This window comes from Superficieibacter sp., assembly GCF_032071645.1.
GTDB lineage: Bacteria > Pseudomonadota > Gammaproteobacteria > Enterobacterales > Enterobacteriaceae > Superficieibacter.
The window spans coordinates 441,059-461,350 of the sequence record NZ_DAMAPU010000003.1 but is presented as its reverse complement, the minus strand read 5'-3'; the positions used below and the strand labels follow the sequence as shown (position 1 = coordinate 461,350).

Sequence of the window (20,292 nt, the reverse complement as noted above, 5' to 3'; positions counted from 1 at the left end):
ATCTATTATTTCTCTCCGGTGTTTTTTTAAAGTGAGAGAGTGATGACTGAAATAATGAAAGCCGTACGGCTCCATGCGTTTGGTGGGCCAGAGAATCTGCTGTATGAAGACGCGCCCCGGCCTTTTGTCGGCAGCGATGACGTGCTTGTTAAGGTTTATGCCGCCAGTCTTAATCCGCCTGACTGGTATCTGCGTGACGGTTATCGGACCCTTCCGCCAGAATGGTGGCCGGACCCCGCTTTTCCGCTCATTCCGGGTACAGATGTCTCAGGCGTGGTGGCTGCGGTCGGCCAGAATGTTGCGGGATTCAGCGTGGGAGATGCAGTCTATTCAATGGTACGATTTCCTGAAAGGGTTATGCAGGGCAGCGGTGCCTGTGCCGACTACGTCAGCGTGCCTTCCTGCGAACTGGCGCTGAAACCGCAGGGAATTGACCATGTTCAGGCTGCGGGTGCGCCGATGTCGCTGCTCACGGCCTGGCAGTTTTTGATCGGACCGGGCCATAACGCCGCCAATCCTTTCCAGTCATTCCCCCATACCGCCGTGCCATTAAAAGGCCGGACCGTATTGATTAACGGTGCCGGTGGCGGCGTTGGACACCTGGCGGTACAGATTGCCCGATGGCAAGGGGCGCGAGTCATTGCGGTGGCCTCTTCCCGCAATGAGGCGCTGTTATACGAGCTGGGTGCCGATGAGTTTATTGACTACACCAAAACGGCTGCCGAGCAGGTGGTGAACAATGTTGATCTTGTTCTTGATGCCGTGGGCGGCGCGCATATGGCGCGCTTTCTGAGCTGTATCAGGCAAGGCGGCGCGCTGTTTCTGGTGAATCCTTTAGGGTTTAACGGATGGGATGAGGCCGCCAGAAAAGGCATCACGGTGTCATCGACCCAGGTGCGTTCCAGCGGGGCGCAACTCGCTGAAGCGGGTCGCCTTCTGGATACAGGCACTGTCCGGGTCGTTATCGACAGCACCTGGCCGTTAGCCATGGCTTCCGCGGCCCATCAGCGCGCGGCAATGGGCAGTATTCAGGGCAAAATCGTGCTGACGAATAACTGATGCCCTCCCCGGCAAGCGCGCTTTACATTCATACGAACTATGCTGACAGCGATGCTCGGCGTTCAGGTCTTTTTGTTGCTGATCTCCCGCAGTTCCCGCTAAAAATCCCCGGCAACGCCGACCTGTGACAAAAATGGCGCGAAATCATGCTGATGACCTGACGCTTAACTCTTTTGGCTGCGCAACATTGAACAGAAGGGGCAACCGCATCCGGCTACCGGGACGGCGGCACAGGTGCCCAGGCTAATGGTCTGGGTTTGCGCACCATAATGATGGTGAAAATTGCCGATGATGTTTTCTTTAGCGGCGCGTAATGGTTGCGTCGCACGATCTGCGTGTTGCATTAAAAAAGAGGCTGCTGTTATCGCGCTCCGCCAGGCAGGTTTGCGCCGGGGATGACCATTAAGTGATAAAGATAATTATTTTCATTAAAACATAGCCTGTGCTATAAAAAATAGCACAGGCTAATTTTGCTCTTAATTTAATCACCTCAGGAGATCTCGCTATGCAGGCAATAAAAAAGATGACGCTCGCATTGTTCAGCGTTCTGCTCGCCGCCGCGACCACCAGCGCTGGCGCGGCGGAGAAATTTAAAGTCGTGACCACTTTTACGGTTATCGCCGATATGACTAAGAACGTGGCGGGAGACGCGGCAGACGTCATCTCCATCACCAGGCCTGGTGCCGAGATCCATGAGTATCAGCCAACGCCCGGCGATATCAAACGCGCCCAGAGCGCGCAGCTCATTCTGGCTAACGGCATGAATCTTGAGCTATGGTTTCAGCGCTTTTACCAGCGCCTTAACCACGTGCCGGAAGTCATTGTCACCACCGGTATCCAACCGATGGGCATCAGTGAAGGGCCTTATAACGGTAAACCGAATCCCCATGCCTGGATGTCACCGGATAACGCGCTGATTTACGTGAATAATATCCGCGACGCGCTGGTGAAATACGACCCGGTCAACGCCGAAATTTATCAACGCAATGCCGCCGCCTATAAGAAAAAAATCACAGAAACGCTTGAGCCGCTGCGTCAGCAGGTGGCTGAAATTCCTGAAAGCCAGCGCTGGATCGTCACCAGCGAAGGCGCGTTTTCCTACCTGGCGCGCGATTTAGGGCTGAAAGAACTTTATCTGTGGCCGATCAATGCCGATCAGCAGGGAACGCCGCAGCAAATCCGCAAGGTCATCGACCTGATGAAAAAAAACCATATTCCGGCCATCTTTAGCGAAAGCACAGTATCCGATAAACCTGCCCGGCAGGTGGCGCGTGAAACCGGTTCCCACTACGGCGGCGTACTGTATGTCGATTCGCTGAGCGCGGAAAACGGCCCGGTGCCGACCTACCTTGACCTGCTTAACGTCACCACCCGCACGCTGGTTCAGGGTATTAAAGATGGTCAGAAGGAGTAACTGATGAGCAAGGGTCCAGGTATTGTGGTTTCAGCGGTGACGGTCACCTGGCGCAACGGCCATACGGCACTGCGAGACGCCACTTTCAGCGTTCCGGGAGGCTCCATCGCCGCGCTGGTCGGGGTGAACGGTTCCGGTAAATCCACCCTCTTCAAAGCGATTATGGGCTTCGTGCGCCTGGCCGCCGGGACAATTTCAGTCGCCGGAATGCCCACGCGTCAGGCCCTGAAACGCAATCTTGTCGCTTATGTACCCCAGGCGGAAGAGGTGGACTGGTCTTTCCCGGTACTGGTGGAAGACGTGGTGATGATGGGACGCTACGGTCATATGGGGATGCTGCGTATTCCCAAAGAGCACGATCGCCGCATCGTCACCGACGCGCTGGAACGGGTAGATATGCAGGACTTCCGCCATCGCCAGATCGGTGAGCTTTCCGGCGGGCAGAAGAAGCGCGTCTTCCTGGCGCGGGCAATTGCCCAGCAAGGGGAAGTGATCCTGCTGGATGAGCCTTTTACCGGCGTGGATATGAAAACCGAAGCCAGGATCATCAGCCTGCTCGCCGAGCTGCGCAATGAAGGAAAAACCATGCTGGTCTCCACGCACAATCTGGCCTCCGTCACCGATTTTTGTGATTACACCGTCATGGTTAAAGGCACCGTCCTCGCGAGCGGTCCTACGGAAACCACCTTTACGGCAGAAAATCTGGAGCGGGCCTTTAGCGGTATGCTGCACCCTGTTGCCCTGACCGGGTCACCCGCGCGAGCGAGCAATGACCGCGCGCAAGCACTGGTCACGCCCGGTCTGCCCGTTAGCCAGCGGAGGCTTTGATGAACGCGATTCTGGAACCGTTCGGATACGAGTATATGCTCAATGCCATGTGGGTTTCGGCGATGGTCGGCGGGCTGTGCGCCTTTTTGTCGTGCTATTTGATGCTTAAGGGCTGGTCGCTGATAGGTGATGCCCTGTCGCACTCTATCGTACCCGGCGTTGCGGGAGCGTATATGCTCGGCCTGCCCTTTTCGCTGGGCGCGTTTTTGTCGGGCGGTCTGGCGGCGGGCAGCATGTTTTTTCTCAATCAGCGCACCCGCCTGAAAGAAGATGCCATCATTGGGCTGATATTCTCTTCATTTTTTGGCCTGGGCCTGTTTATGGTCTCGCTCAATCCCACGTCCGTGAATATTCAAACCATCGTGCTGGGTAATATTCTGGCTATCGCCCCTGCGGATATTATTCAACTGGCGATCATCGGCGTGACCTCCATGCTCATTCTGCTTTTTAAGTGGAAAGATCTGATGGTGACTTTTTTTGATGAGAACCATGCGCGCGCGATTGGCCTGCGCCCGGAACGGCTCAAATTCCTCTTTTTTACCCTGCTGGCCGTCTCTACCGTTGCCGCGCTTCAAACCGTCGGCGCATTTCTGGTGATCTGCCTGGTGGTCACGCCTGGCGCGACGGCATGGCTGTTGACGGACCGCTTCTCGCGCCTGCTCATTATTGCCGTCGCCCTTGGCAGCGTGACCAGCTTTCTTGGTGCCTGGGCGAGTTATTACCTGGACGGCGCAACCGGCGGCATTATTGTGGTCGCGCAGACCCTGCTGTTTCTGCTGGCGTTTTTCTTTGCGCCCACCCACGGGCTGCTGGCAAATCGTCGTCGCGCGCGGCTGACCCTGGAGGATGATCGATGATCGCGTTGCTGCTTGAACCGTTCCAGTTCGCTTTTATGAATAACGCGCTGTTGATTTCGCTGATGGTGGCTATCCCCTGCGCGCTGTTATCCGTTTTTCTGGTGTTAAAAGGATGGGCGCTGATGGGCGATGCCATGAGCCACGCGGTTTTTCCCGGCGTGGTGCTGGCCTGGATGCTGGGCCTGCCGCTGGCGGTGGGCGCGTTTAGCGCCGGGCTGTTTTGCGCGGTGGTGACCGGTTATCTGAAAGATAACAGCCGGATCAAACAGGACACCGTCATGGGGATCGTTTTTTCCGGCATGTTTGCTGCTGGCCTTATTTTATATATTGCCGTGCAGCCGGAAGTGCATCTCGACCACATTTTGTTTGGCGACATGCTCGGCATTAATCCCGACGATCTCATGCAAACCGGGGCGATCGCGGGGCTGATTGTGCTCGCGATCGCGGTGAAGTGGCGCGATCTTTTACTTTTCTGCTTCGATTACCAACAGGCACAGGCCTGCGGCTTACGCACCCGATGGCTGCATTATGGGCTTCTCTGTATGGTTTCGCTGACCATTGTGGCGACGCTGAAAGCCGTGGGTATCATCCTCTCCATTTCGCTGCTGATCGCGCCGGGTGCCATTGCCGTGCTGCTGACAAAACGTTTTTACGTCGCGCTATGGATTGCGATGGCCGTCTCGGCACTTGTCTCACTAAGCGGCGTCTGTCTGTCGTTTTATCTTGATAGCGCGCCAGCGCCCACCATCGTCGTGCTGTTTGCGGTGGTCTTTGTCGTGGCGTTTGTGTTTTCCAGCCGCCAGGCGCGGCGGCTTGAGCGCCTGAGAGTCATACAGGAATAAAAGCAGACACCGCAATATCTGAGCTAAATGATCGACACGTTGCTGCCTTTCATCACGGATAAGCCACCGGAAGAAGTCCTGCTGATAGCGTCAGGCACCCGATAAATTCGGGTGCCTGGGTTTTATTCCCCGAACCATGGCTCAACAGGATCGGGGTAATTACGCCATTGTTGCGGTCCCTCAGCCATTTCGGCATCCGTTAACAGGGCTGCATCCAGCCTGGCGCGCAGGTCTGATTCGTTCATTTCCATACCGATAAAAACCAGCTCCTGACGCGCATCACCAATGCCATCGATCCAGTGAGACATAATGAAATTGACGGATTCGGCATCCTCCGGCCAGCGTTCTTTTGGTACGCTGGCCCACCACATTCCGCCCAGTCCCTCCCGCGCCACCCCGCCCGCCTGTGACCAGGAACCGGCAAATTCCGGGCGGCTGGCCAGCCAGAAGTAACCTTTTGATCTGACCACGCCAGTGAGTTCATGCGCCATCACCTGCCAGAAACGCGCCGGATGAAAAGGCCGACGGGCGCGGAAAACAAAACTGGTGATCCCATATTCTTCAGTCTCCGGCATATGCTCACCGCGCAGCTCTTTAAGCCAGCCGGGGGCCTGAGCAGCCTGATCGAAATCAAACAGTCCGGTACTGAGGACGTTATCCAGCGGAACCTGGCCGAACTGTGCAACGACGATTCTGGCGCGTGAATTGAGCGAGCGTAATACCGCCATCAGCTTTTCTTTTTGCGCTTCACTGATGAGATCAACTTTATTCAGGATCAGCACATCGCAGAATTCAATCTGGTCGATCAGCAGGTCAACAACGCTCCTTTCATCACCTTCACCCAGCGATTCTCCGCGTGACCGGATACTGTCTTCGGAAGCGTAATCTTTCAGAAAATTGTAGGCATCGACCACCGTGACCATGGTATCAAGGCGCGCCAACGTGGACAGACTTTCACCGTCATCACCGGCAAAGGTAAAGGTCTCTGCAACCGGGAGCGGTTCCGAGATCCCTGTAGATTCAATTACCAGCTGATCAAAACGCCCTTCTTTCGCCAGACGATTGACCTCAAGCAAAAGATCTTCCCGCAATGTGCAACAGATGCACCCGTTGCTCATTTCAACCAGTTTTTCATCCGTGCGGGAAAGTTCTGCGCCCCCTTCCCTGACCAGCGCAGCATCAATATTCACCTCTGACATATCATTGACGATGACGGCCACCCGACGTCCTTCCCGGTTGTTCAGGATATGGTTAAGCAGGGTCGTTTTTCCTGCTCCCAGAAACCCGGACAGAACGGTAACCGGCAGACGTTTATCGCCATGAAAATTTGCACTGACTTCTGACATTGCTTTACATCTCCTCAGGTATCCAGGTGCGGCTGATCCGGGTAGCGTCAAGTTTAAAAACCGCGCCCGCATGGGCTTCTTCCAGTAACAGAAACATTGGCACCCCTCCAGTTATTGTTATGTTATAACGTAACAATAACCTTTTCCAGTTCTTCTTTTTATGCCGCGCAATCGCCGCCAGGTTTCCTCGCGCCGGGATGAGAAAAGAAGATGTCGTGTTGATAACGTCAGGAGGACAGGCTCGGTGAATAATAAACAGTGCTCTCTGGATTATTTGCGGCAAATTCATAAAAAAGACCCAGGGTGATTTGCCCTGATTACCTGGAAAAGCCGCGATCCGGAATGATGACGTGCATCATGCTCAGTCATCAATACAAACCGATTTTATAAAAACAGCCATTCATGTTTTTTTGGTCGCGATAAAAAACCACTAACATCTTTTACTTCAGGATCAGCAGGGTCGGAAATTGTTTGCGATCGACCGAATTCCGGGGCTGCGCAGGCCGTCCGCCCCCCGAATATTATTTTCGGGCAGGGTCAACGCGGTATTCAACAATCATTGACTGGAAGAATAGATATCCCAAAATCGTCCCGCTAAAATTGCAAACGGGGCTCGGGCGGGCGGTTACGCAGGATCCCGGCGTCAATCGCTGCCACATCGGTTTTGCCGCAAAAAGCCATCGACAAATCAAATTCGTTGCGAATGATATTCAGCGCCATCGTGACCCCCTCTTCCCCCAGCGCGCCTAAGCCATACAGCATACTGCGCCCAATCCAGGTTCCCTTCGCCCCCAGCGCAATGGCCTTCAGCACATCCTGCCCGGAGCGGATACCGCCATCGAAATGGACTTCGATATTCTCGCCCACTGCCGCGACAATTTCCGGCAGCACGCTAATGGACGACGACACCCCATCCAGTTGACGCCCGCCGTGATTGGAGACGATCAGCGCATCCGCCCCCGCCGCGACCGCCAGTCGCGCATCCTCAACATCCATAATGCCCTTGACGATTAGCTTGCCGCCCCAGCGCCGTTTGATCCACTCGATATCCTGCCAGGAAAGACAGGGATCAAACTGCTGCGCGGTCCACTCGACCATCGCATCAATGTTATTCACACCGCTGGCGTGACCAATGATATTGCCAAAATTACGATGACGGGTGGCGAGCATCGCGCGGCACCAGCGCGGTTTGCTGGCAATATTCAGCAGGTTGCGCAGGGTCATTTTTGGCGGCGTCGACAGGCCATTTTTAATGTCTTTATGGCGCTGACCAAAGACCTGGAGATCCAGAGTGACGACCAGCGCGCCGCAGTTGGCGGCTTTTGCGCGATCGATCAGACTCGCGACAAACCGCCGATCGCGCATCACGTAAAGCTGAAACCAGAATGGATGGTATTCCGTCGCCTGCGCCACCGCCTCAATCGAACAAATGCTCATGGTGGAGAGCGTGAACGGAATGCCGAAATTTTTTGCCGCCCGCGCCGCAAGGATTTCGCCGTCGGGATGGATCATGCCGGTTAAGCCGGTGGGCGCAATGGCGACCGGCATCGTAACGGCCTGTCCGACCATCACGCTGGCCGTGCTACGCCCGCTAATATCGACCGCCACGCGCTGGCGAAACTCGAGGCGATGTAAATCAGCTTCATTGGCACGATAGCTATATTCGGTCCAGGAGCCTGCATCCACATAATCATAAAACATTTTTGGCACCCGTTTGCGCGCCAGTTGCCGTAGCTCTTCAATACAGGTGATGGTCACATCAGTTATCCAATAAAAGGTGGCTAAATAATGCGTATTTAGCCACGGACGATGGGGAGAAAACAGACAGTAAAAATTATGACTTCACGTAGTCGCTATAGGCGTTCTGCAAAACAATATGGTCGGCAATATATTTAGCGTCATGCCAGACGCCGTAAATAAATGACGAGGCGCGATTAACCAGATTCGGCAGGCCGAGAAAATAAATGCCGCGTTCTGCGGAAATACCGCGTTTATGGTACGGCAATCCTTTTTCGTCAAAAGCATCAACCTGTAGCCAGCTAAAATCAAATTTAAACCCGGTCGCCCAGATAATAGTGGTAATGCCCGCTGCGGCAATATCCACTTCGGTCAGCGGATTGAGCAGGCATTCCGGGTCCGGCAGCAGTTCCCATGCCTGCGGCTCCGGCGGCAAATCCAGACCGTTGCGTTCGATATACGCATCCGCATCGCGCAGCACGTCAAAATAGGCTTTATCACCCGCCGCGATATTCTCCGCCAGCCCGTCAGCAAAGCGTATCACGCCGTTATCCCAGCGCTGGGTGATGCCGACCAGCGTAATCCCCATATGGGCGAGGCGGCGGAAATCCACGGTTTTGCCGCCTTCATAACCGCTCACCGCAAACGCGACGTGCTCTTTCTTCGGCTTGATTTTCACCTCATCCCACAGGCCGAGCGCCCCGAGCCACCAGCAATAATCACGATCGCGATAAGCGCGCGGCGGGCGATAGTGTTCGCCAACCGAGAGATAAACGTCGCGGCCCGATTTTCGCAGTTCTTCAGCAATTTGCGTACCGGACGCGCCCGCGCCCACCACCAGTACGCCGCCTGCGGGCAACTGCTGCGGATTTTTATAGGCGGAAGAATGCATCTGCTGCACCCCGGCGGTGTCCGGCACAATCTGCGGGAATGCTGGTTTCTGGAACGGGCCGGTGGCGGCAACCACGTTGTCGGCCTCAAATTCACCGGCGGAGGTCAGCACGCTGAACCCGCTGCGTCCCGCCAGCCGCTCAACCCGATGCACGTCAACGCCGGTACGCACTGGCGCATTGAGCATCTGCGCATAGTCTTCGAAATACTGGGCCATCCGCTCTTTCGGCGGGAAAGCTTCCTGGGAAATATTGTCGAATTTCAGCGACGGAAAGCGGTCATGCCAGGCAGGACCATTCGCTACCAGCGAATCCCAGCGTTCAGAGCGCCAGCGCTCCGCGATCCGGCTACGTTCCAGTACCACATGGGGGACGCCCATCAGCGCCAGATGTTCACTCATGGCGATACCGGCCTGACCAGCCCCAACAATTACGGTATTAATTTTTTCTACTGACATGTTGAATCCCTAAATATAAGCGGCCTCGATATTCTTATCGCTAAGCGTAATCGGGTGGCACATGAATGATAATCAGGCTTTTTAAATGCAGCGCTTCGGAAAATCCAAAGCGCATGACTTCATTTGCTATTAATGCCGGGTTTCGACATTTAATATTTTCCCCAGCCCCAGAAACTTATTGGCAATAATTAACAGGGTGGCGGTGACGGCAATATAAATTACTGACAGGGCGGCCAGCGTCGGGTCAGCAAATTCACGGACGTAGTTGTACATCGCCACCGGCAACGTCTGAGTCGCCTGGGTGGTAATAAACAACGAGGCGGTAAATTCATTAAAGGACAGGATCGCCGCAAAAAGCCAGCCGCCAAACAGACCCGGAATAATCAGCGGCACGGTGATGGTCCACACGACGCGCAGTGGTGACGCGCCGAGACTCGCCGCCGCCAGCTCAATGCGCTGTTCCAGATTTTTTAGCGACACATATACGCTGCGCAACACAAATGGCAGTACCAGTACGATGTGGCAGAAAATCACCAGCGGATAGCCCCGCCCCAGGCTGAGTTGCGACACCAGCATCAGCAGGCCCAGCCCGATGGTGAAATGCGGGATAAACAGCGGCGACAGCAGGATCCCTTCCAGGATTTGCTTGCACGGAAACGAATAGCGTTCAATGGCAATCGCCAGCGTCGCACCGATGATCACTGCCAGCGACGAGGCCCACGCGGTGACAATCAGCCCGGAATAAAAGCCGTGGCGAAAATCATCGTAATTCACCGCCCGTTCAAACCAGCGTAGCGACCAGCCCCTGGGCGGGAAGAACAGTACCGAGGTGCTGCTGAACGAGGAGATAAACACCACGATGGTCGGCAGCATTACAAAGATCAGGATCGCGGCGACCAGCAGGCGGCCCGCCAGCGTCGTCAGTTTATCGTTCATGGAACGGGTCATATCAGTGCTCTCCCATCGCGTGCAGGAATCGGGTCATACGTTTCAGCGCGATTAACAACAGAATGGTGAGGATCAACCCCGCAATGCTGAGTGCGGCGGCAAACGGGAAGTTCATCGACGAGAACCCCAGCTGATAGACCATGGTTGCCACGGTACTGACCCGTCCGCCCCCGATGAGCTGCGGTGTGGCAAAGGCGCTAAAAGTCCAGGCAAAGGCGGTTGTCAGGCTGGAGACAATCCCAGGAATAGACAGCGGGATCGTCACCGTCAGCAAGGTGCGGATCGGACCTGCGCCAAGGCTGGTGGCGGCTTTCTCGTAATCAGGGTTGATATGCGATAACGCGGTCGCCAGCATCAGCACCATAATCGGCATGGTGACGTGTACCAGCGCCAGCACCACCCCTGTTTGCGTAAACATAAACTGAATGGGAGTAGAGATGATGCCCAACGCCAGCAGCAGGCTATTCAGAAAACCGCTATTCCCCAGCACGATAATCCATGAATAAGTGCGCACCACTTCACCGAGAAACAGCGGCGTGATGGCGATGATCAAAATCGTGGATTTGACCCACGCCGTGCGGGCGCGCACCAGGGCATACGCCAGCGGATAACTCATCAGCAGGCCAAAGATCGCGGTTTTGGCGCTCAGCATGACGGTGTTTATAAAGGCATCGGCATAGATGCTTTTAAACAGGCCGTTGAAGTTCGCCAGCGTCAGTCCGCCCACATCGAGCGAACCGGGGATATAGGCCCGCACGCTGAACTGCATCACGGCGAACATGGCGACCACCAGCCCGGTGGCGGTCAGCATGGCGGGAATAATGAACCAGGGTAAAAATGTCGGTTTTCTCGTCATAGACGTTGGCCTGAGTAAAGTATTGCCGGTGGAAATACGGCGGCCCGCAGGCCGCCCGGTAAATCAGTGAGACATGATGTTTTCAGAGAACCACTGACGCCACTCTGCGGTTTTTTCAGCGCGCAGTTGCGGATCGGTGTTGATCGTGGCGTTCCACTGCTCAGGGGTCGTCAGCATACCCGGCAGTTTGGCCAGTTCTGGATCGATATGGGCGTTGGTCACGGTCGGACTGCCGTGATAAATCTTCGCCACCTGCTCCTGAATTTCGGGCTTCAGGGCGATGTTCAGGAACTTATAGGCGAGATCGGCGTGTCGGGTGCCTTTATTGATCCCCAGAGTATCGACGCCCAGAATCGCCCCCTCTTTGGGTATTGCCAGCTTGATGTCTACCCCTTCGGCCATCATGTTGTAGGCGTTCATCGACAGCATCACCTGCACCGGCGTTTCGCCCGTGGACATCAGTTGCTGACTGTTGGCATCATCGGTATAGAAGGATTTGATATTCGGGATCAGCGCTTTCAGCTTCGCCTGACCCTGCTGCCAGTGCGCCGCATCGCTGCCGGAGAGTTTGGCGGACACCGCAATAATATGGCTCGGGTCCCAGTCCGGCAGCGCCAGCGAGCCTTTCAGCTCTGGCTTCCACAGATCGTTCCAGCTCGCGAAGGTTTCGCCCTTCGCTACCAGATCCGGGCGATAGCCGATGGTGTAAACATAGCCCCATACGCCGAGGTGATAAGGGCTGACTTTCGCCTGCTGCACCAGATTCGCCGCGTTCGGGACTTTACTCATATCCAGTTTTTCAAACAGGCCGCTGTTGGCATACAGATAACCGACATGCGCCGTGGTAAACGTCACGTCCGTTTCAGGCGAGCCGCCTGCCAGCTTCGCTTTATTCAGACGATCGATGGTCCCGCCGGTAACAAACTGCACTTCCACGCCGGTCTCTTTGGTGAACTCTTTGGCAATCGTTTGATCGATCAGATCCTTAAAGCCGCCGCCCCAGGTGCTGACAATCAGCTTGTCTGCGGCCATCACATTTCCTGCGCTTAATACCGTGGTGGTCAACAACGTCAAGGCACACATTTTTGGCAACATATTCTAATCCCCATGGATGAAATGGCTGTTGTAGCAATCTGAAACCCGGCGCGCCAATGCGGAGCAAACGGTGTTCCCTGGTGTGAAATCGATAATGCCGTGCCGTGCGGATGGCGTAAAACAGCCTTTTCCTCGTCGTTGCATCAGAATTTCTGACGCTAAAAAAGGCGCGCGTTTGCAACAGATTTTCTTAACCAGAGATGAGGCTGAAGCGAAGGAGCACGCTCACGCGCTCAGAGGATTATGCTGTTATTTGGCTTCTGGCATGATAAATGCAAGATAAAAAGCACTATTAGAATGACTGACGCGACATGATTGCGTCAGCGATCTCAGGAGAACCTGCATGCTCAGTCGCATCACCCAGCGTCAGCTGGAATATTTTGTCGCCTCCGGAGAGGCTGGCAGCATTATTGGCGCATCGGAACGTATCCACGTTTCCTCGCCGTCGATTTCTGCGGCCATCACTCATATTGAATCTGAACTGGGCGTACAGCTCTTTGTGCGTCATCACGCGCAGGGCGTTTCGCTGACCGCCATCGGCCATCAGGTTCTGAAAGAGGCAAAGCTCATTCTGGAACAAATGATGAATCTTTATACAATTGCCTCAGAGTCAATGAACCATGTGCGCGGCCCGCTGCGCGTGGGCTGTCTGGATACGCTGGCACCAATGCTGACCCCGGAACTGGTGTTTGGTTTTGGTCGGGCGTTTCCCGGCGTGCGTATCACGATGGTGGAAGGGAATCACGAACAGTTACTGAAACAGTTGCGCGCCGCCGATATCGATATTGCCCTGACTTACGATTTAGTGCCCGCCAACGACATCGCGTTTACCTCACTGGCGCAGTTGCCGCCCTATGTGATGGTCGGCGAGCATCATCCGCTGGCGGCGCAGTCGGCGGTGACCATTCAGGATCTGGCGACAATGCCGATGGTATTGCTGGATATGCCGTGGAGCCGTGAATATTTCCTCGGCCTGTTTAGCGAAGCGGGCGTCAGCCCGAATGTGGTGATGCGCTCCGCCAATATGGAAGTGGTTCGCGCGATGGTGGCAAACGGCGTGGGATTTGGTATCGCCAACGTGCGTCCGAAATCGCATCTGTCTCAGGATGGCAAACGGCTGATCCGCGTGCGGCTGGCGGGGGTGAACAGGCCAATGAAACTCGGTTACGCCACCGTGGCCCACATCCAGTATTCGATGGTGGTGAATGCCTTCGCCGAGCGGTGCCGGATGTTTATCTCCGACCAGTATATTCCCGGCATGGCCGCGCCAAGCTATTTCGATCCGCAGGTGGTTCGGGTGGCCTGACGTTAGCGCGGGGCTAATTCAATACCCGCGCTCCGGGAACACCTGATTCGTTACCGGCTCGCCGCGTGCGGCGCGCCGGATGTTTTCTGCCACCTGTGCGGCGGCGCTGGCAGGAAGCGCAACGGAGGCCAGATGCGGCGTGATCAGCACGTTTTCCATACCCCACAACGGATCGTCCGGCGGCAGCGGTTCGCGGTCAAACACATCCAGCGTGGCTTGCGCAATCTGCCCCGCACGCAGCGCCTGCGTCAGCGCGGCCTGATCGACGATGGCCCCGCGCGAGACGTTAATAAACGCCGCGCCCGGCGGGAGATGCGCCAGCCGTTCGGCGCTCAGCAGGCCAGTGGTCTGCGGTGTGAGAGGCAGCATGGTGACCAGAATGTCGCTCTGGCTGAGAAAATCATTCAACGATCCCAGCCCGCTATGACAGCGGATACCCGCCAGCGCCTTTTGCGAACGCGACCAGCCGCGCACGTCGAAGCCCTGCCGCGCCAGCTCCTGCGCCGCATACGCGCCCAGTTCCCCCAGACCGAGGACGCCTACCCGGATAGCGGAAGGCGGACGAGGATGCAGATAATGCCAGCGCTGTTCACGCTGGGCGCGCTCAAAGGCCGGGATATCGCGCGCGTAGCGCAGCACGGCAAACAGGACATAACCGGCCATCATCCGCGCCATATCGGGATCGGACAGACGAACAATCGGGATATCCGGCAGATCGTCGCGCCCCACCAGCGAATCGACGCCCGCGCCAAGATTCACCAGTAATCGGAGATTGCGCCAGGGCGCAAAGAAACCGCGTGGCGGTTTCCATGCCAGCGCATAGTGCACCTCATCAGGATGTTGCACCGTTTCGGCGCGGCAAATCGTCACGCCGGGCAAATGCGGTGCAAGCAACGCTGACCATTCTTCAAAGCTGTCAAATTCACTGTAAAACACTAAGGTACTCATTCGGCGCGCGCTCCCAGTAAGCTGACCACCGCATCAATCGCCAGCTCGTAGCCTGTCGCCCCCAGTCCGGCAATCACCCCGGTCGCGGCTTTCGACACCATGGAGTGATGACGAAACGGCTCCCGTTTCCAGATGTTGCTCATGTGCGTTTCAATGACTGGCCCTTCAAACATCAGCAATGCGTCAAGGATCGGTACCGAACTGTAGGTCAGGCCCGCCGCGTTGATAATTAATCCCTCGGCGTGCTGGCGCGCTTCCTGGATCCAGTCAACCAAAACCCCTTCGTGATTGCTCTGACGGAAATGCAAAATCACGCCGTGCGATTTGGCACGCTGCTGGCAGCGTTCGCTCAGGCTGGCAAAACTGTCGCTGCCGTAAGTGCCGTGTTTATCCAGCCCGTATAAATTAGCATTCGGCCCGTTGAGAAAATAGATCTGCTGTGACATGCATACTCCTGATTAAAGGTGCGGGCGGGTCGCCACCATCGCCGGATGCGCAGCGAAGACGGCAAACCAGGCGGCGGTAAGCGGATGGCTGGCACGCCAGTTGAGCTCGGCAAAACGGAAGTCGAGATAGCCCAGCGCGCAGCCGATGGCAATCAGGCCGATATCGTCAGGAAATTCGCTGAAATCGCCGACCTGCCCCTCAATCTCCGTCAGTCCGGCAGCGACTTTTTTCAACTGCGCGTCGGCCCAGTCCTGCCATTGCTTCTCTGGCGGACGGGCGCTGAATTCGTAACGCGCCAGCAAAGCGGCATCAATGATCCCATCGCCCAGCGCCTGACGCGCCAGGCTTCTCCAGCGAGCATCCCCGTTTTGCGGAAATAAATTGCCCTGCCCGCGCGCGTTGAGGTATTCACAAATGACCCGGCTGTCATAGAGACAGAGGCCATTTTCGCTGCGCAGCGCCGGGACTTTTGCCAGCGGATTAAACGCGGCAATGCGTTCATCACGCGCGATCGGATGCGCGGCAGACTCCAGCCGTTCCAGTTCATCCGCAAGTCCGAGGACGGTTGCGCAGACCATTACTTTGCGCACGTAAGCGGAGGTGGAGGCATAAAAAAGCGACATCATGACGCCACCTCCAGCAGCACTTTGCCAATGTTGGCGTTAGCTTCAAGGAGCCGATGCGCGTCTGCGGCCTGCGCTAACGGCAGGGTTTGATAAAGGACGGGGGCGATGTTGCCTGCGGCGATCAGCGGCAGCAGATGCTTACTGATGCACTGCGCCAGCCGCATTTTCTCGGCGGCGCTTTTCGGACGCAGCGTTGACGAGGTCAGGCTCAGCCCTTTACGCATTAACAGTTGCAGATCGAGTTCAATCTTTGCGCCCTGCATAAAAGAAAGACTGACGTGACGTCCGCCCGGCGCTAGCAGGCTCAGGTTGCGCGCGACGTAATCGCCGCCGACGTTATCGAGCACCACATCCACCCCGCGTCCCTGGGTGGCATCAAGAATGACCGGGACAAAATCCTCACTGCGGCGGTCGATGGCGCGCCATACCCCAAGCTGTCGCAGCGCCGCGATTTTCTCTGAACCGCCTGCCGTTGCTATTACCCGCGCGCCGCATGCCTGAGCGCACTGAATGGCAAACGTCCCTACGCCACTGGCCGCGCCGTGGATCAACACGGTCTCGCCCGGCTGCAAACGCCCCAGCTCAAACAGGTTATGCCATACGGTAAATGCCGCTTCCGGCACCCCCGCCGCCTGCGCAAGGGGCAGATTTTCCGGCACGGTCAGGCACAGTTCAGCCCGCGCCACACAGTAGTCTGCATATCCCCCGCCGTTGAGCAGCGCCATAACCGGCGTCCCTGGGGCGGGAGATTCAACCCCCGCGCCCAGCGCCACCACGGTGCCGGAGACTTCCAGCCCCAGCACGTCAGTGACGCCCGGCGGCAACGGCATACCGTTACGTTGCAGGATATCGGGACGATTGACGCCCGCGCTGACCACGCGGATCAGCACTTCACCGCTTTGGGGCTGCGGGACGCTGCGCTGAACCAGGTCTAAAACGTCAGGGCCGCCCGGCTGGCGCGCAATGACGGCATTCATGATTTCAGGGATCATCAGCGCTTATTCCTTTTCTGCGGCGCTAAACGCGCACACGCCTTCGTCATCAACATTCACCCCGACCAGACTGCCCACCGGCCAGTGGGTCAGCGAATGCAGTCCTGACTGGCGGGCAAAGAGCGACGCGCTGCCCAGGGCGGGCACATCAAGATGTACATCGACGTGATCGCCCTGAAAGACGTGGGCGATCACCGTGGCGCTGAACAGCGAATGCGGGCCAAGCGGCGCCAGTTGAAGGTTTTCCGGGCGGACGTAGACATTCAGACGCTCGCCAATGACCGCGTGGACGCGCTCCGCTGGCAGACGCAGCTTGTTGCCTCCCAAATCCAGTACCGCCAGGCCGTCCCGACCCGCGTAGCGTCCCGGCAGAATGTTGACATCACCGACAAAGCTCGCGACAAACGGGTCCTGGGGGCGACGATAAATCTCGTCCGGGGTGCCGATCTGGCGGACATACCCCGCCGACATCACCACCACGCGATCGCTCATGCTCAGCGCTTCGCCCTGATCGTGAGTCACGAATACGGTCGTCACGCCAAGTTTGCGCTGGATCGCTTTCAGCTCCACCTGCATCGACAGGCGCAGATTTTTATCCAGCGCGGAGAAGGGTTCGTCCAGCAGCAGCACTTTGGGGCGGATCACCAGCGCCCGCGCCAGCGCCACACGCTGCTGCTGACCGCCTGAAAGCTCACGCGGTTTGCGATGGCCGTAACCGGACAATTTCACCAGCGCAAGCGCCTGCTCAACGCGCTCAGCGATCTCCGCTTTTGGCACGCCGCGCATTCGCAGGCCGTAGCCGACATTTTTTTCGACCGTCATATGCGGAAACAGCGCGTAGTTCTGAAACACAATGCCGATTTCACGCTGGTAAGGCGGGATATCCGTTACCAGCTCGCCATCAATAAATATTTCGCCGCCATCGGCTTCAGCGAATCCCGCCATCAGATTCAGCAGCGTGGTTTTGCCGCAGCCGGACGGGCCGAGCAGGGTAATAAATTCCCCTTCCGCAATCGTCAGGGAAATTTTGTGTAAGGCGATGGCATCGCCGAAGCGCTTCAGTACGCCATCAAGGCGAACAGCAACGTTAGCGTGATTTACGACCGGATGCAGCGTTTCAGGCTGCGGGAAGGTGGTGATTTCTGCACTTACCATGGAATCTCCAGAAACGGGCTATCAAAGGCTTACCACCAGCATACGGCTTAAGTGCTCATCGCGCGGTTAGTGCTTCCTGAAGCTGGCGTTTGGAAAAGTTAAAGCAGAGTGTGACGGGAACGGAGGGGTGCCGGGGCGCGCCCTCCGGGGACAGTTACGGTCAGGCTTCCCGGCACATCCACGCGGCAAGACGGCGCAGCATGGCATCGCAGGCGTCCAGTTGGTCAACAGTAATGAACTCATCGGGTTTATGGCCCTGCGCCATACTGCCCGGCCCGCAGATCACGCTCGCTATCCCGGCCTGGTGAAACAATCCGCCTTCCGTACCAAAGGCAACGGTGCTGAACGCTTCCGACCCGGTGAGATGAGCCAGCAGCCGCGCGGCGGCGCTTTGCGCAGCGGTATATAAACCGGGATAACTGCTGAGGGGATGAAAACGGATCGCGGCGTTGCGATCCACAGCCTGCATCTGCGGCAGCAGTTGGTGCCGGGCGTAATCTTCCAGATCCCGCGTCACCTCCTGCGCGTCGTCCTGCGGCAGCGTGCGCACCTCAAAGTCAAACAGACATTCGGCAGGAACAATGTTCAGCGCCCGACCGCCCTGAATCACGCCGGTTTGCACGGTGGTAAAGGGCGGATCAAAACGCGCATCCTGACGTTCCGGCGCGGCCAGCCGCTGGCCTGTTTTCGTCAGATGATGGATAAGCTTCGCGGCATATTCGATGGCATTGACCCCCTGCGGCGCATAGGCCGAATGGCAGGCGGCTCCCTGCACTTCACAGCGCACGCTGAGTTTGCCCTTGTGACCGATAACAGGTTGCAATTCAGTGGGTTCGCCGATCAGGCAGATATCGGGCTTCTCCGGGCAACGGGATAAGACGTCCAGCAAAGAACGCACGCCCAGGCACCCGACTTCCTCATCATAAGAAATCGCCAGATGCAGCGGTTGCGCGAGTGGCCGGGCAAGGAAATGCGGCACCGCCGCCAGCATACAGGCGATAAAGCCTTTCATATCTGCCGTGCCGCGACCATACAGTTTGCCGTCCCGTTCCGTCAGCGCAAAGGGCGGGACGCTCCAGTTCTGCCCGTCAACCGGCACCACATCGCTGTGACCAGAAAGCATCACCCCACCGCCACCCGCCGGGCCAAGCCGCGCATAAAGATTGGCTTTGCTGCGCGTGTCATTGTGGATCAGCTCGCAGTGGACGCCCAGCTCGCTTAAGTAGCGCCGGACAAACTCAATCAGCGCGAGGTTAGATTCGCGGCTGGTGGTGTTGAATGCCACCAGCTGTTCCAGCAGTTTACGACTGGTTTTCATCAGTTCTCCTCGCGCCTACTCATCACCCGGTACGCCGTATCCCGGCGCGCTGCGAGGGTCCAGCGCCCTGGTGATATAGTCCTGCATCTGCGGTTTATACGCCTGCCAGAGCGCGTTAAGCTCATCGATGGGACTGGCGTCGGTCCAGTCAACGCGGAGATCAACAATCGGCCAGACGGGAGAATCGACAATCGACAGCGCCGCCGAATGCACCGGCCCCGCTTCGCCGCCTGCCCCTAAACCCGCCTGCATCGCGGCGATGAGCCGATCAGCCAGATGTCCTGAATGATGTTCAAAGGCGTTCACCATCGCGGCAATGACATCCGGGCTTGCCAGCATATTCCCCGCCGCCACGCAGTTTTCGCCTGACAGGGCATTGTTGATGCCGAGCGTCTTTTCTCCGCTGTAGAACGCGCTATTGCCATCGGGTGTCAGGACGGTAACTTGTCGGTACAGGGCATAGTCATCCGTGTCCAGCCCGCGTTTCAGGGCGATGTCGACGGCGTCGCCCTGCGCCAGGCGATCCAGAATGCGCGGCCCCAGCGCCGGTAACGTGATGTTTTGCGTGGATACCGCCCCGACCTTGCTGCGCAGCCACGGGCAGCGTGCGCCTACCGCAATGCTCGATGAACTGATAGCGATCCCCATCTGACCGGTTTGCGCGCAGCGTCCGATAATCGATAACGTCATAATTTATTCTCCCGCCTGCGACGGCCATTCGTCCGGGATTACGGCGATCACATCAATTTCCATCAACCACTGCGGCTGCCCCAGCCCGGAAATAACCAGACCGGTTGAGATGGGAAAAACGCCCTTCAGCCATTTGCCAATGACGTGGTAAACCGGCTCGCGATAGCGCGGGTCGATAATGTAGGTGGTTGTTTTTACGATGTGGGATAAATCGCTGCCCGCTTCTTCCAGCAGTTGCTTGACGTTTTTCATTGCCTGCTCGGCCTGGGCGGCGGGATCGCCAAGCCCGACCAGATTGCCCTCGAAATCAGTCCCAATCTGACCACGGACGTAGACGGTATTTCCGGCACGAACGGCCTGGCAAAGATCGTTATCCAGCGCCTGGTTCGGGTAGGTATCTTTGGTATTGAATTTACGGATGCGTGTATGTGTGCTCATGTCTGCCTGCCTGAAGAGTGGGTTTCCCGCAAGGTATACCTC

General features: G+C 56.9%; 21 protein-coding genes. 6 read left to right on the top strand and 15 right to left on the bottom strand.

Annotated elements, in window-relative coordinates; genetic code table 11:
• Positions 1-42 precede the first annotated feature (42 nt).
• The 5 genes from RT197_RS08965 (at position 43) to RT197_RS08945 (ending at position 5,000) form a co-directional block, all read left to right on the top strand.
• Complete coding sequence (locus RT197_RS08965; RefSeq protein WP_312949406.1) at positions 43-1,059, top strand: NADP-dependent oxidoreductase; 1,017 nt, start codon at positions 43-45, stop codon at positions 1,057-1,059.
• Positions 1,060-1,564: 505 nt separating this feature from the next.
• Positions 1,565-2,473 (top strand): metal ABC transporter substrate-binding protein, encoded by a 909-nt coding sequence (locus RT197_RS08960; RefSeq protein ID WP_312949403.1) that lies wholly within the window; start codon positions 1,565-1,567, stop codon positions 2,471-2,473.
• Between the two features lie 3 nt (positions 2,474-2,476).
• Entirely contained in the window at positions 2,477-3,301 is an 825-nt protein-coding gene (locus RT197_RS08955; protein ID WP_312949400.1) for a manganese/iron ABC transporter ATP-binding protein, read from the top strand.
• Positions 3,301-4,158: an iron/manganese ABC transporter permease subunit SitC gene (sitC, locus tag RT197_RS08950; RefSeq protein WP_312949397.1), complete on the top strand. Its 858-nt coding sequence runs from the start codon at positions 3,301-3,303 to the stop codon at positions 4,156-4,158. The genes RT197_RS08955 and sitC overlap by 1 nt, the downstream gene beginning before the upstream one ends.
• Positions 4,155-5,000 carry a metal ABC transporter permease gene (locus RT197_RS08945; protein WP_312949395.1) on the top strand — a complete coding sequence of 282 codons (846 nt, stop codon included), beginning with the start codon at positions 4,155-4,157 and terminating at the stop codon, positions 4,998-5,000. The genes sitC and RT197_RS08945 overlap by 4 nt, the downstream gene beginning before the upstream one ends.
• Positions 5,001-5,122: 122 nt before the next feature.
• On the opposite strand, the gene zigA is transcribed toward RT197_RS08945, so the two are convergent.
• The 7 genes from zigA to RT197_RS08910 form a co-directional block, all read right to left on the bottom strand.
• A complete protein-coding gene (gene zigA / locus RT197_RS08940; protein ID WP_312949392.1) occupies positions 5,123-6,346 on the bottom strand; it encodes a zinc metallochaperone GTPase ZigA in 1,224 nt (407 codons plus the stop codon).
• A 4-nt stretch (positions 6,347-6,350) separates the two neighbouring features.
• The gene (locus RT197_RS08935; protein ID WP_312949390.1) at positions 6,351-6,635 is read right to left on the bottom strand and encodes a hypothetical protein; all 285 of its coding nucleotides are present in this window, start codon (positions 6,633-6,635) and stop codon (positions 6,351-6,353) included.
• Between the two features lie 305 nt (positions 6,636-6,940).
• Positions 6,941-8,104 (bottom strand): alpha-hydroxy acid oxidase, encoded by a 1,164-nt coding sequence (locus tag RT197_RS08930; RefSeq protein ID WP_312949387.1) that lies wholly within the window; start codon positions 8,102-8,104, stop codon positions 6,941-6,943.
• A 76-nt stretch (positions 8,105-8,180) separates the two neighbouring features.
• The gene (locus RT197_RS08925; protein ID WP_312949384.1) at positions 8,181-9,431 is read right to left on the bottom strand and encodes an NAD(P)/FAD-dependent oxidoreductase; all 1,251 of its coding nucleotides are present in this window, start codon (positions 9,429-9,431) and stop codon (positions 8,181-8,183) included.
• A 129-nt stretch (positions 9,432-9,560) separates the two neighbouring features.
• Complete coding sequence (locus tag RT197_RS08920) at positions 9,561-10,379, bottom strand: ABC transporter permease (RefSeq protein WP_312949382.1); 819 nt, start codon at positions 10,377-10,379, stop codon at positions 9,561-9,563.
• 1 nt (position 10,380) lies between these two features.
• Positions 10,381-11,235 carry an ABC transporter permease gene (locus tag RT197_RS08915; RefSeq protein ID WP_312949379.1) on the bottom strand — a complete coding sequence of 285 codons (855 nt, stop codon included), beginning with the start codon at positions 11,233-11,235 and terminating at the stop codon, positions 10,381-10,383.
• Between the two features lie 63 nt (positions 11,236-11,298).
• The gene (locus tag RT197_RS08910) at positions 11,299-12,330 is read right to left on the bottom strand and encodes an ABC transporter substrate-binding protein (protein WP_312949377.1); all 1,032 of its coding nucleotides are present in this window, start codon (positions 12,328-12,330) and stop codon (positions 11,299-11,301) included.
• 343 nt (positions 12,331-12,673) lie between these two features.
• On the opposite strand from RT197_RS08910, the gene RT197_RS08905 reads away from it, so the two are divergent.
• A complete protein-coding gene (locus RT197_RS08905; protein WP_312949375.1) occupies positions 12,674-13,636 on the top strand; it encodes a LysR family transcriptional regulator in 963 nt (320 codons plus the stop codon).
• An 18-nt stretch (positions 13,637-13,654) separates the two neighbouring features.
• On the opposite strand, the gene RT197_RS08900 is transcribed toward RT197_RS08905, so the two are convergent.
• The 8 genes from RT197_RS08900 to RT197_RS08865 all read right to left on the bottom strand — a co-directional run bounded on the left by RT197_RS08900 (position 13,655) and on the right by RT197_RS08865 (position 20,250).
• The gene (locus tag RT197_RS08900; RefSeq protein WP_312949373.1) at positions 13,655-14,584 is read right to left on the bottom strand and encodes a glyoxylate/hydroxypyruvate reductase A; all 930 of its coding nucleotides are present in this window, start codon (positions 14,582-14,584) and stop codon (positions 13,655-13,657) included.
• Entirely contained in the window at positions 14,581-15,030 is a 450-nt protein-coding gene (locus RT197_RS08895; RefSeq protein WP_312949371.1) for a type II 3-dehydroquinate dehydratase, read from the bottom strand. The genes RT197_RS08900 and RT197_RS08895 overlap by 4 nt, the downstream gene beginning before the upstream one ends.
• 12 nt (positions 15,031-15,042) lie before the next feature.
• Positions 15,043-15,657: a glutathione S-transferase N-terminal domain-containing protein gene (locus tag RT197_RS08890; protein WP_312949369.1), complete on the bottom strand. Its 615-nt coding sequence runs from the start codon at positions 15,655-15,657 to the stop codon at positions 15,043-15,045.
• On the bottom strand, positions 15,654-16,649 hold the full coding sequence (locus tag RT197_RS08885) for an NAD(P)H-quinone oxidoreductase (protein WP_312949367.1): 996 nt from the start codon (positions 16,647-16,649) through the stop codon (positions 15,654-15,656). Before RT197_RS08885 ends, RT197_RS08890 begins: the two co-directional genes overlap by 4 nt.
• A gap of 6 nt (positions 16,650-16,655) precedes the next feature.
• Complete coding sequence (locus RT197_RS08880) at positions 16,656-17,804, bottom strand: ABC transporter ATP-binding protein (protein ID WP_312949364.1); 1,149 nt, start codon at positions 17,802-17,804, stop codon at positions 16,656-16,658.
• 160 nt (positions 17,805-17,964) lie between these two features.
• Positions 17,965-19,122, bottom strand: coding sequence for an acetylornithine deacetylase (gene argE, locus RT197_RS08875; RefSeq protein WP_312949362.1), 1,158 nt, complete (start codon positions 19,120-19,122; stop codon positions 17,965-17,967).
• A gap of 15 nt (positions 19,123-19,137) precedes the next feature.
• Complete coding sequence (locus tag RT197_RS08870; protein ID WP_312949359.1) at positions 19,138-19,812, bottom strand: DUF1028 domain-containing protein; 675 nt, start codon at positions 19,810-19,812, stop codon at positions 19,138-19,140.
• Positions 19,813-19,815: 3 nt separating this feature from the next.
• Positions 19,816-20,250 (bottom strand): RidA family protein, encoded by a 435-nt coding sequence (locus RT197_RS08865; RefSeq protein ID WP_312949357.1) that lies wholly within the window; start codon positions 20,248-20,250, stop codon positions 19,816-19,818.
• Positions 20,251-20,292: the final 42 nt, after the last annotated feature.

Bases quoted from the DNA above. Each gene is read 5' to 3' on its own strand.
- RT197_RS08965 (WP_312949406.1), top strand. From the start codon at position 43: ATGACTGAAATAATGAAAGCCGTACGGCTCCATGCGTTTGGTGGGCCA.
- RT197_RS08960 (WP_312949403.1), top strand. From the start codon at position 1,565: ATGCAGGCAATAAAAAAGATGACGCTCGCATTGTTCAGCGTTCTGCTC.
- RT197_RS08955 (WP_312949400.1), top strand. From the start codon at position 2,477: ATGAGCAAGGGTCCAGGTATTGTGGTTTCAGCGGTGACGGTCACCTGG.
- sitC (WP_312949397.1), top strand. From the start codon at position 3,301: ATGAACGCGATTCTGGAACCGTTCGGATACGAGTATATGCTCAATGCC.
- RT197_RS08945 (WP_312949395.1), top strand. From the start codon at position 4,155: ATGATCGCGTTGCTGCTTGAACCGTTCCAGTTCGCTTTTATGAATAAC.
- zigA (WP_312949392.1), bottom strand. From the start codon at position 6,346: ATGTCAGAAGTCAGTGCAAATTTTCATGGCGATAAACGTCTGCCGGTT.
- RT197_RS08935 (WP_312949390.1), bottom strand. From the start codon at position 6,635: ATGAATTTGCCGCAAATAATCCAGAGAGCACTGTTTATTATTCACCGA.
- RT197_RS08925 (WP_312949384.1), bottom strand. From the start codon at position 9,431: ATGTCAGTAGAAAAAATTAATACCGTAATTGTTGGGGCTGGTCAGGCC.
- RT197_RS08920 (WP_312949382.1), bottom strand. From the start codon at position 10,379: ATGACCCGTTCCATGAACGATAAACTGACGACGCTGGCGGGCCGCCTG.
- RT197_RS08915 (WP_312949379.1), bottom strand. From the start codon at position 11,235: ATGACGAGAAAACCGACATTTTTACCCTGGTTCATTATTCCCGCCATG.
- RT197_RS08910 (WP_312949377.1), bottom strand. From the start codon at position 12,330: ATGTTGCCAAAAATGTGTGCCTTGACGTTGTTGACCACCACGGTATTA.
- RT197_RS08905 (WP_312949375.1), top strand. From the start codon at position 12,674: ATGCTCAGTCGCATCACCCAGCGTCAGCTGGAATATTTTGTCGCCTCC.
- RT197_RS08900 (WP_312949373.1), bottom strand. From the start codon at position 14,584: ATGAGTACCTTAGTGTTTTACAGTGAATTTGACAGCTTTGAAGAATGG.
- RT197_RS08895 (WP_312949371.1), bottom strand. From the start codon at position 15,030: ATGTCACAGCAGATCTATTTTCTCAACGGGCCGAATGCTAATTTATAC.
- RT197_RS08890 (WP_312949369.1), bottom strand. From the start codon at position 15,657: ATGATGTCGCTTTTTTATGCCTCCACCTCCGCTTACGTGCGCAAAGTA.
- RT197_RS08885 (WP_312949367.1), bottom strand. From the start codon at position 16,649: ATGATCCCTGAAATCATGAATGCCGTCATTGCGCGCCAGCCGGGCGGC.
- RT197_RS08880 (WP_312949364.1), bottom strand. From the start codon at position 17,804: ATGGTAAGTGCAGAAATCACCACCTTCCCGCAGCCTGAAACGCTGCAT.
- argE (WP_312949362.1), bottom strand. From the start codon at position 19,122: ATGAAAACCAGTCGTAAACTGCTGGAACAGCTGGTGGCATTCAACACC.
- RT197_RS08870 (WP_312949359.1), bottom strand. From the start codon at position 19,812: ATGACGTTATCGATTATCGGACGCTGCGCGCAAACCGGTCAGATGGGG.
- RT197_RS08865 (WP_312949357.1), bottom strand. From the start codon at position 20,250: ATGAGCACACATACACGCATCCGTAAATTCAATACCAAAGATACCTAC.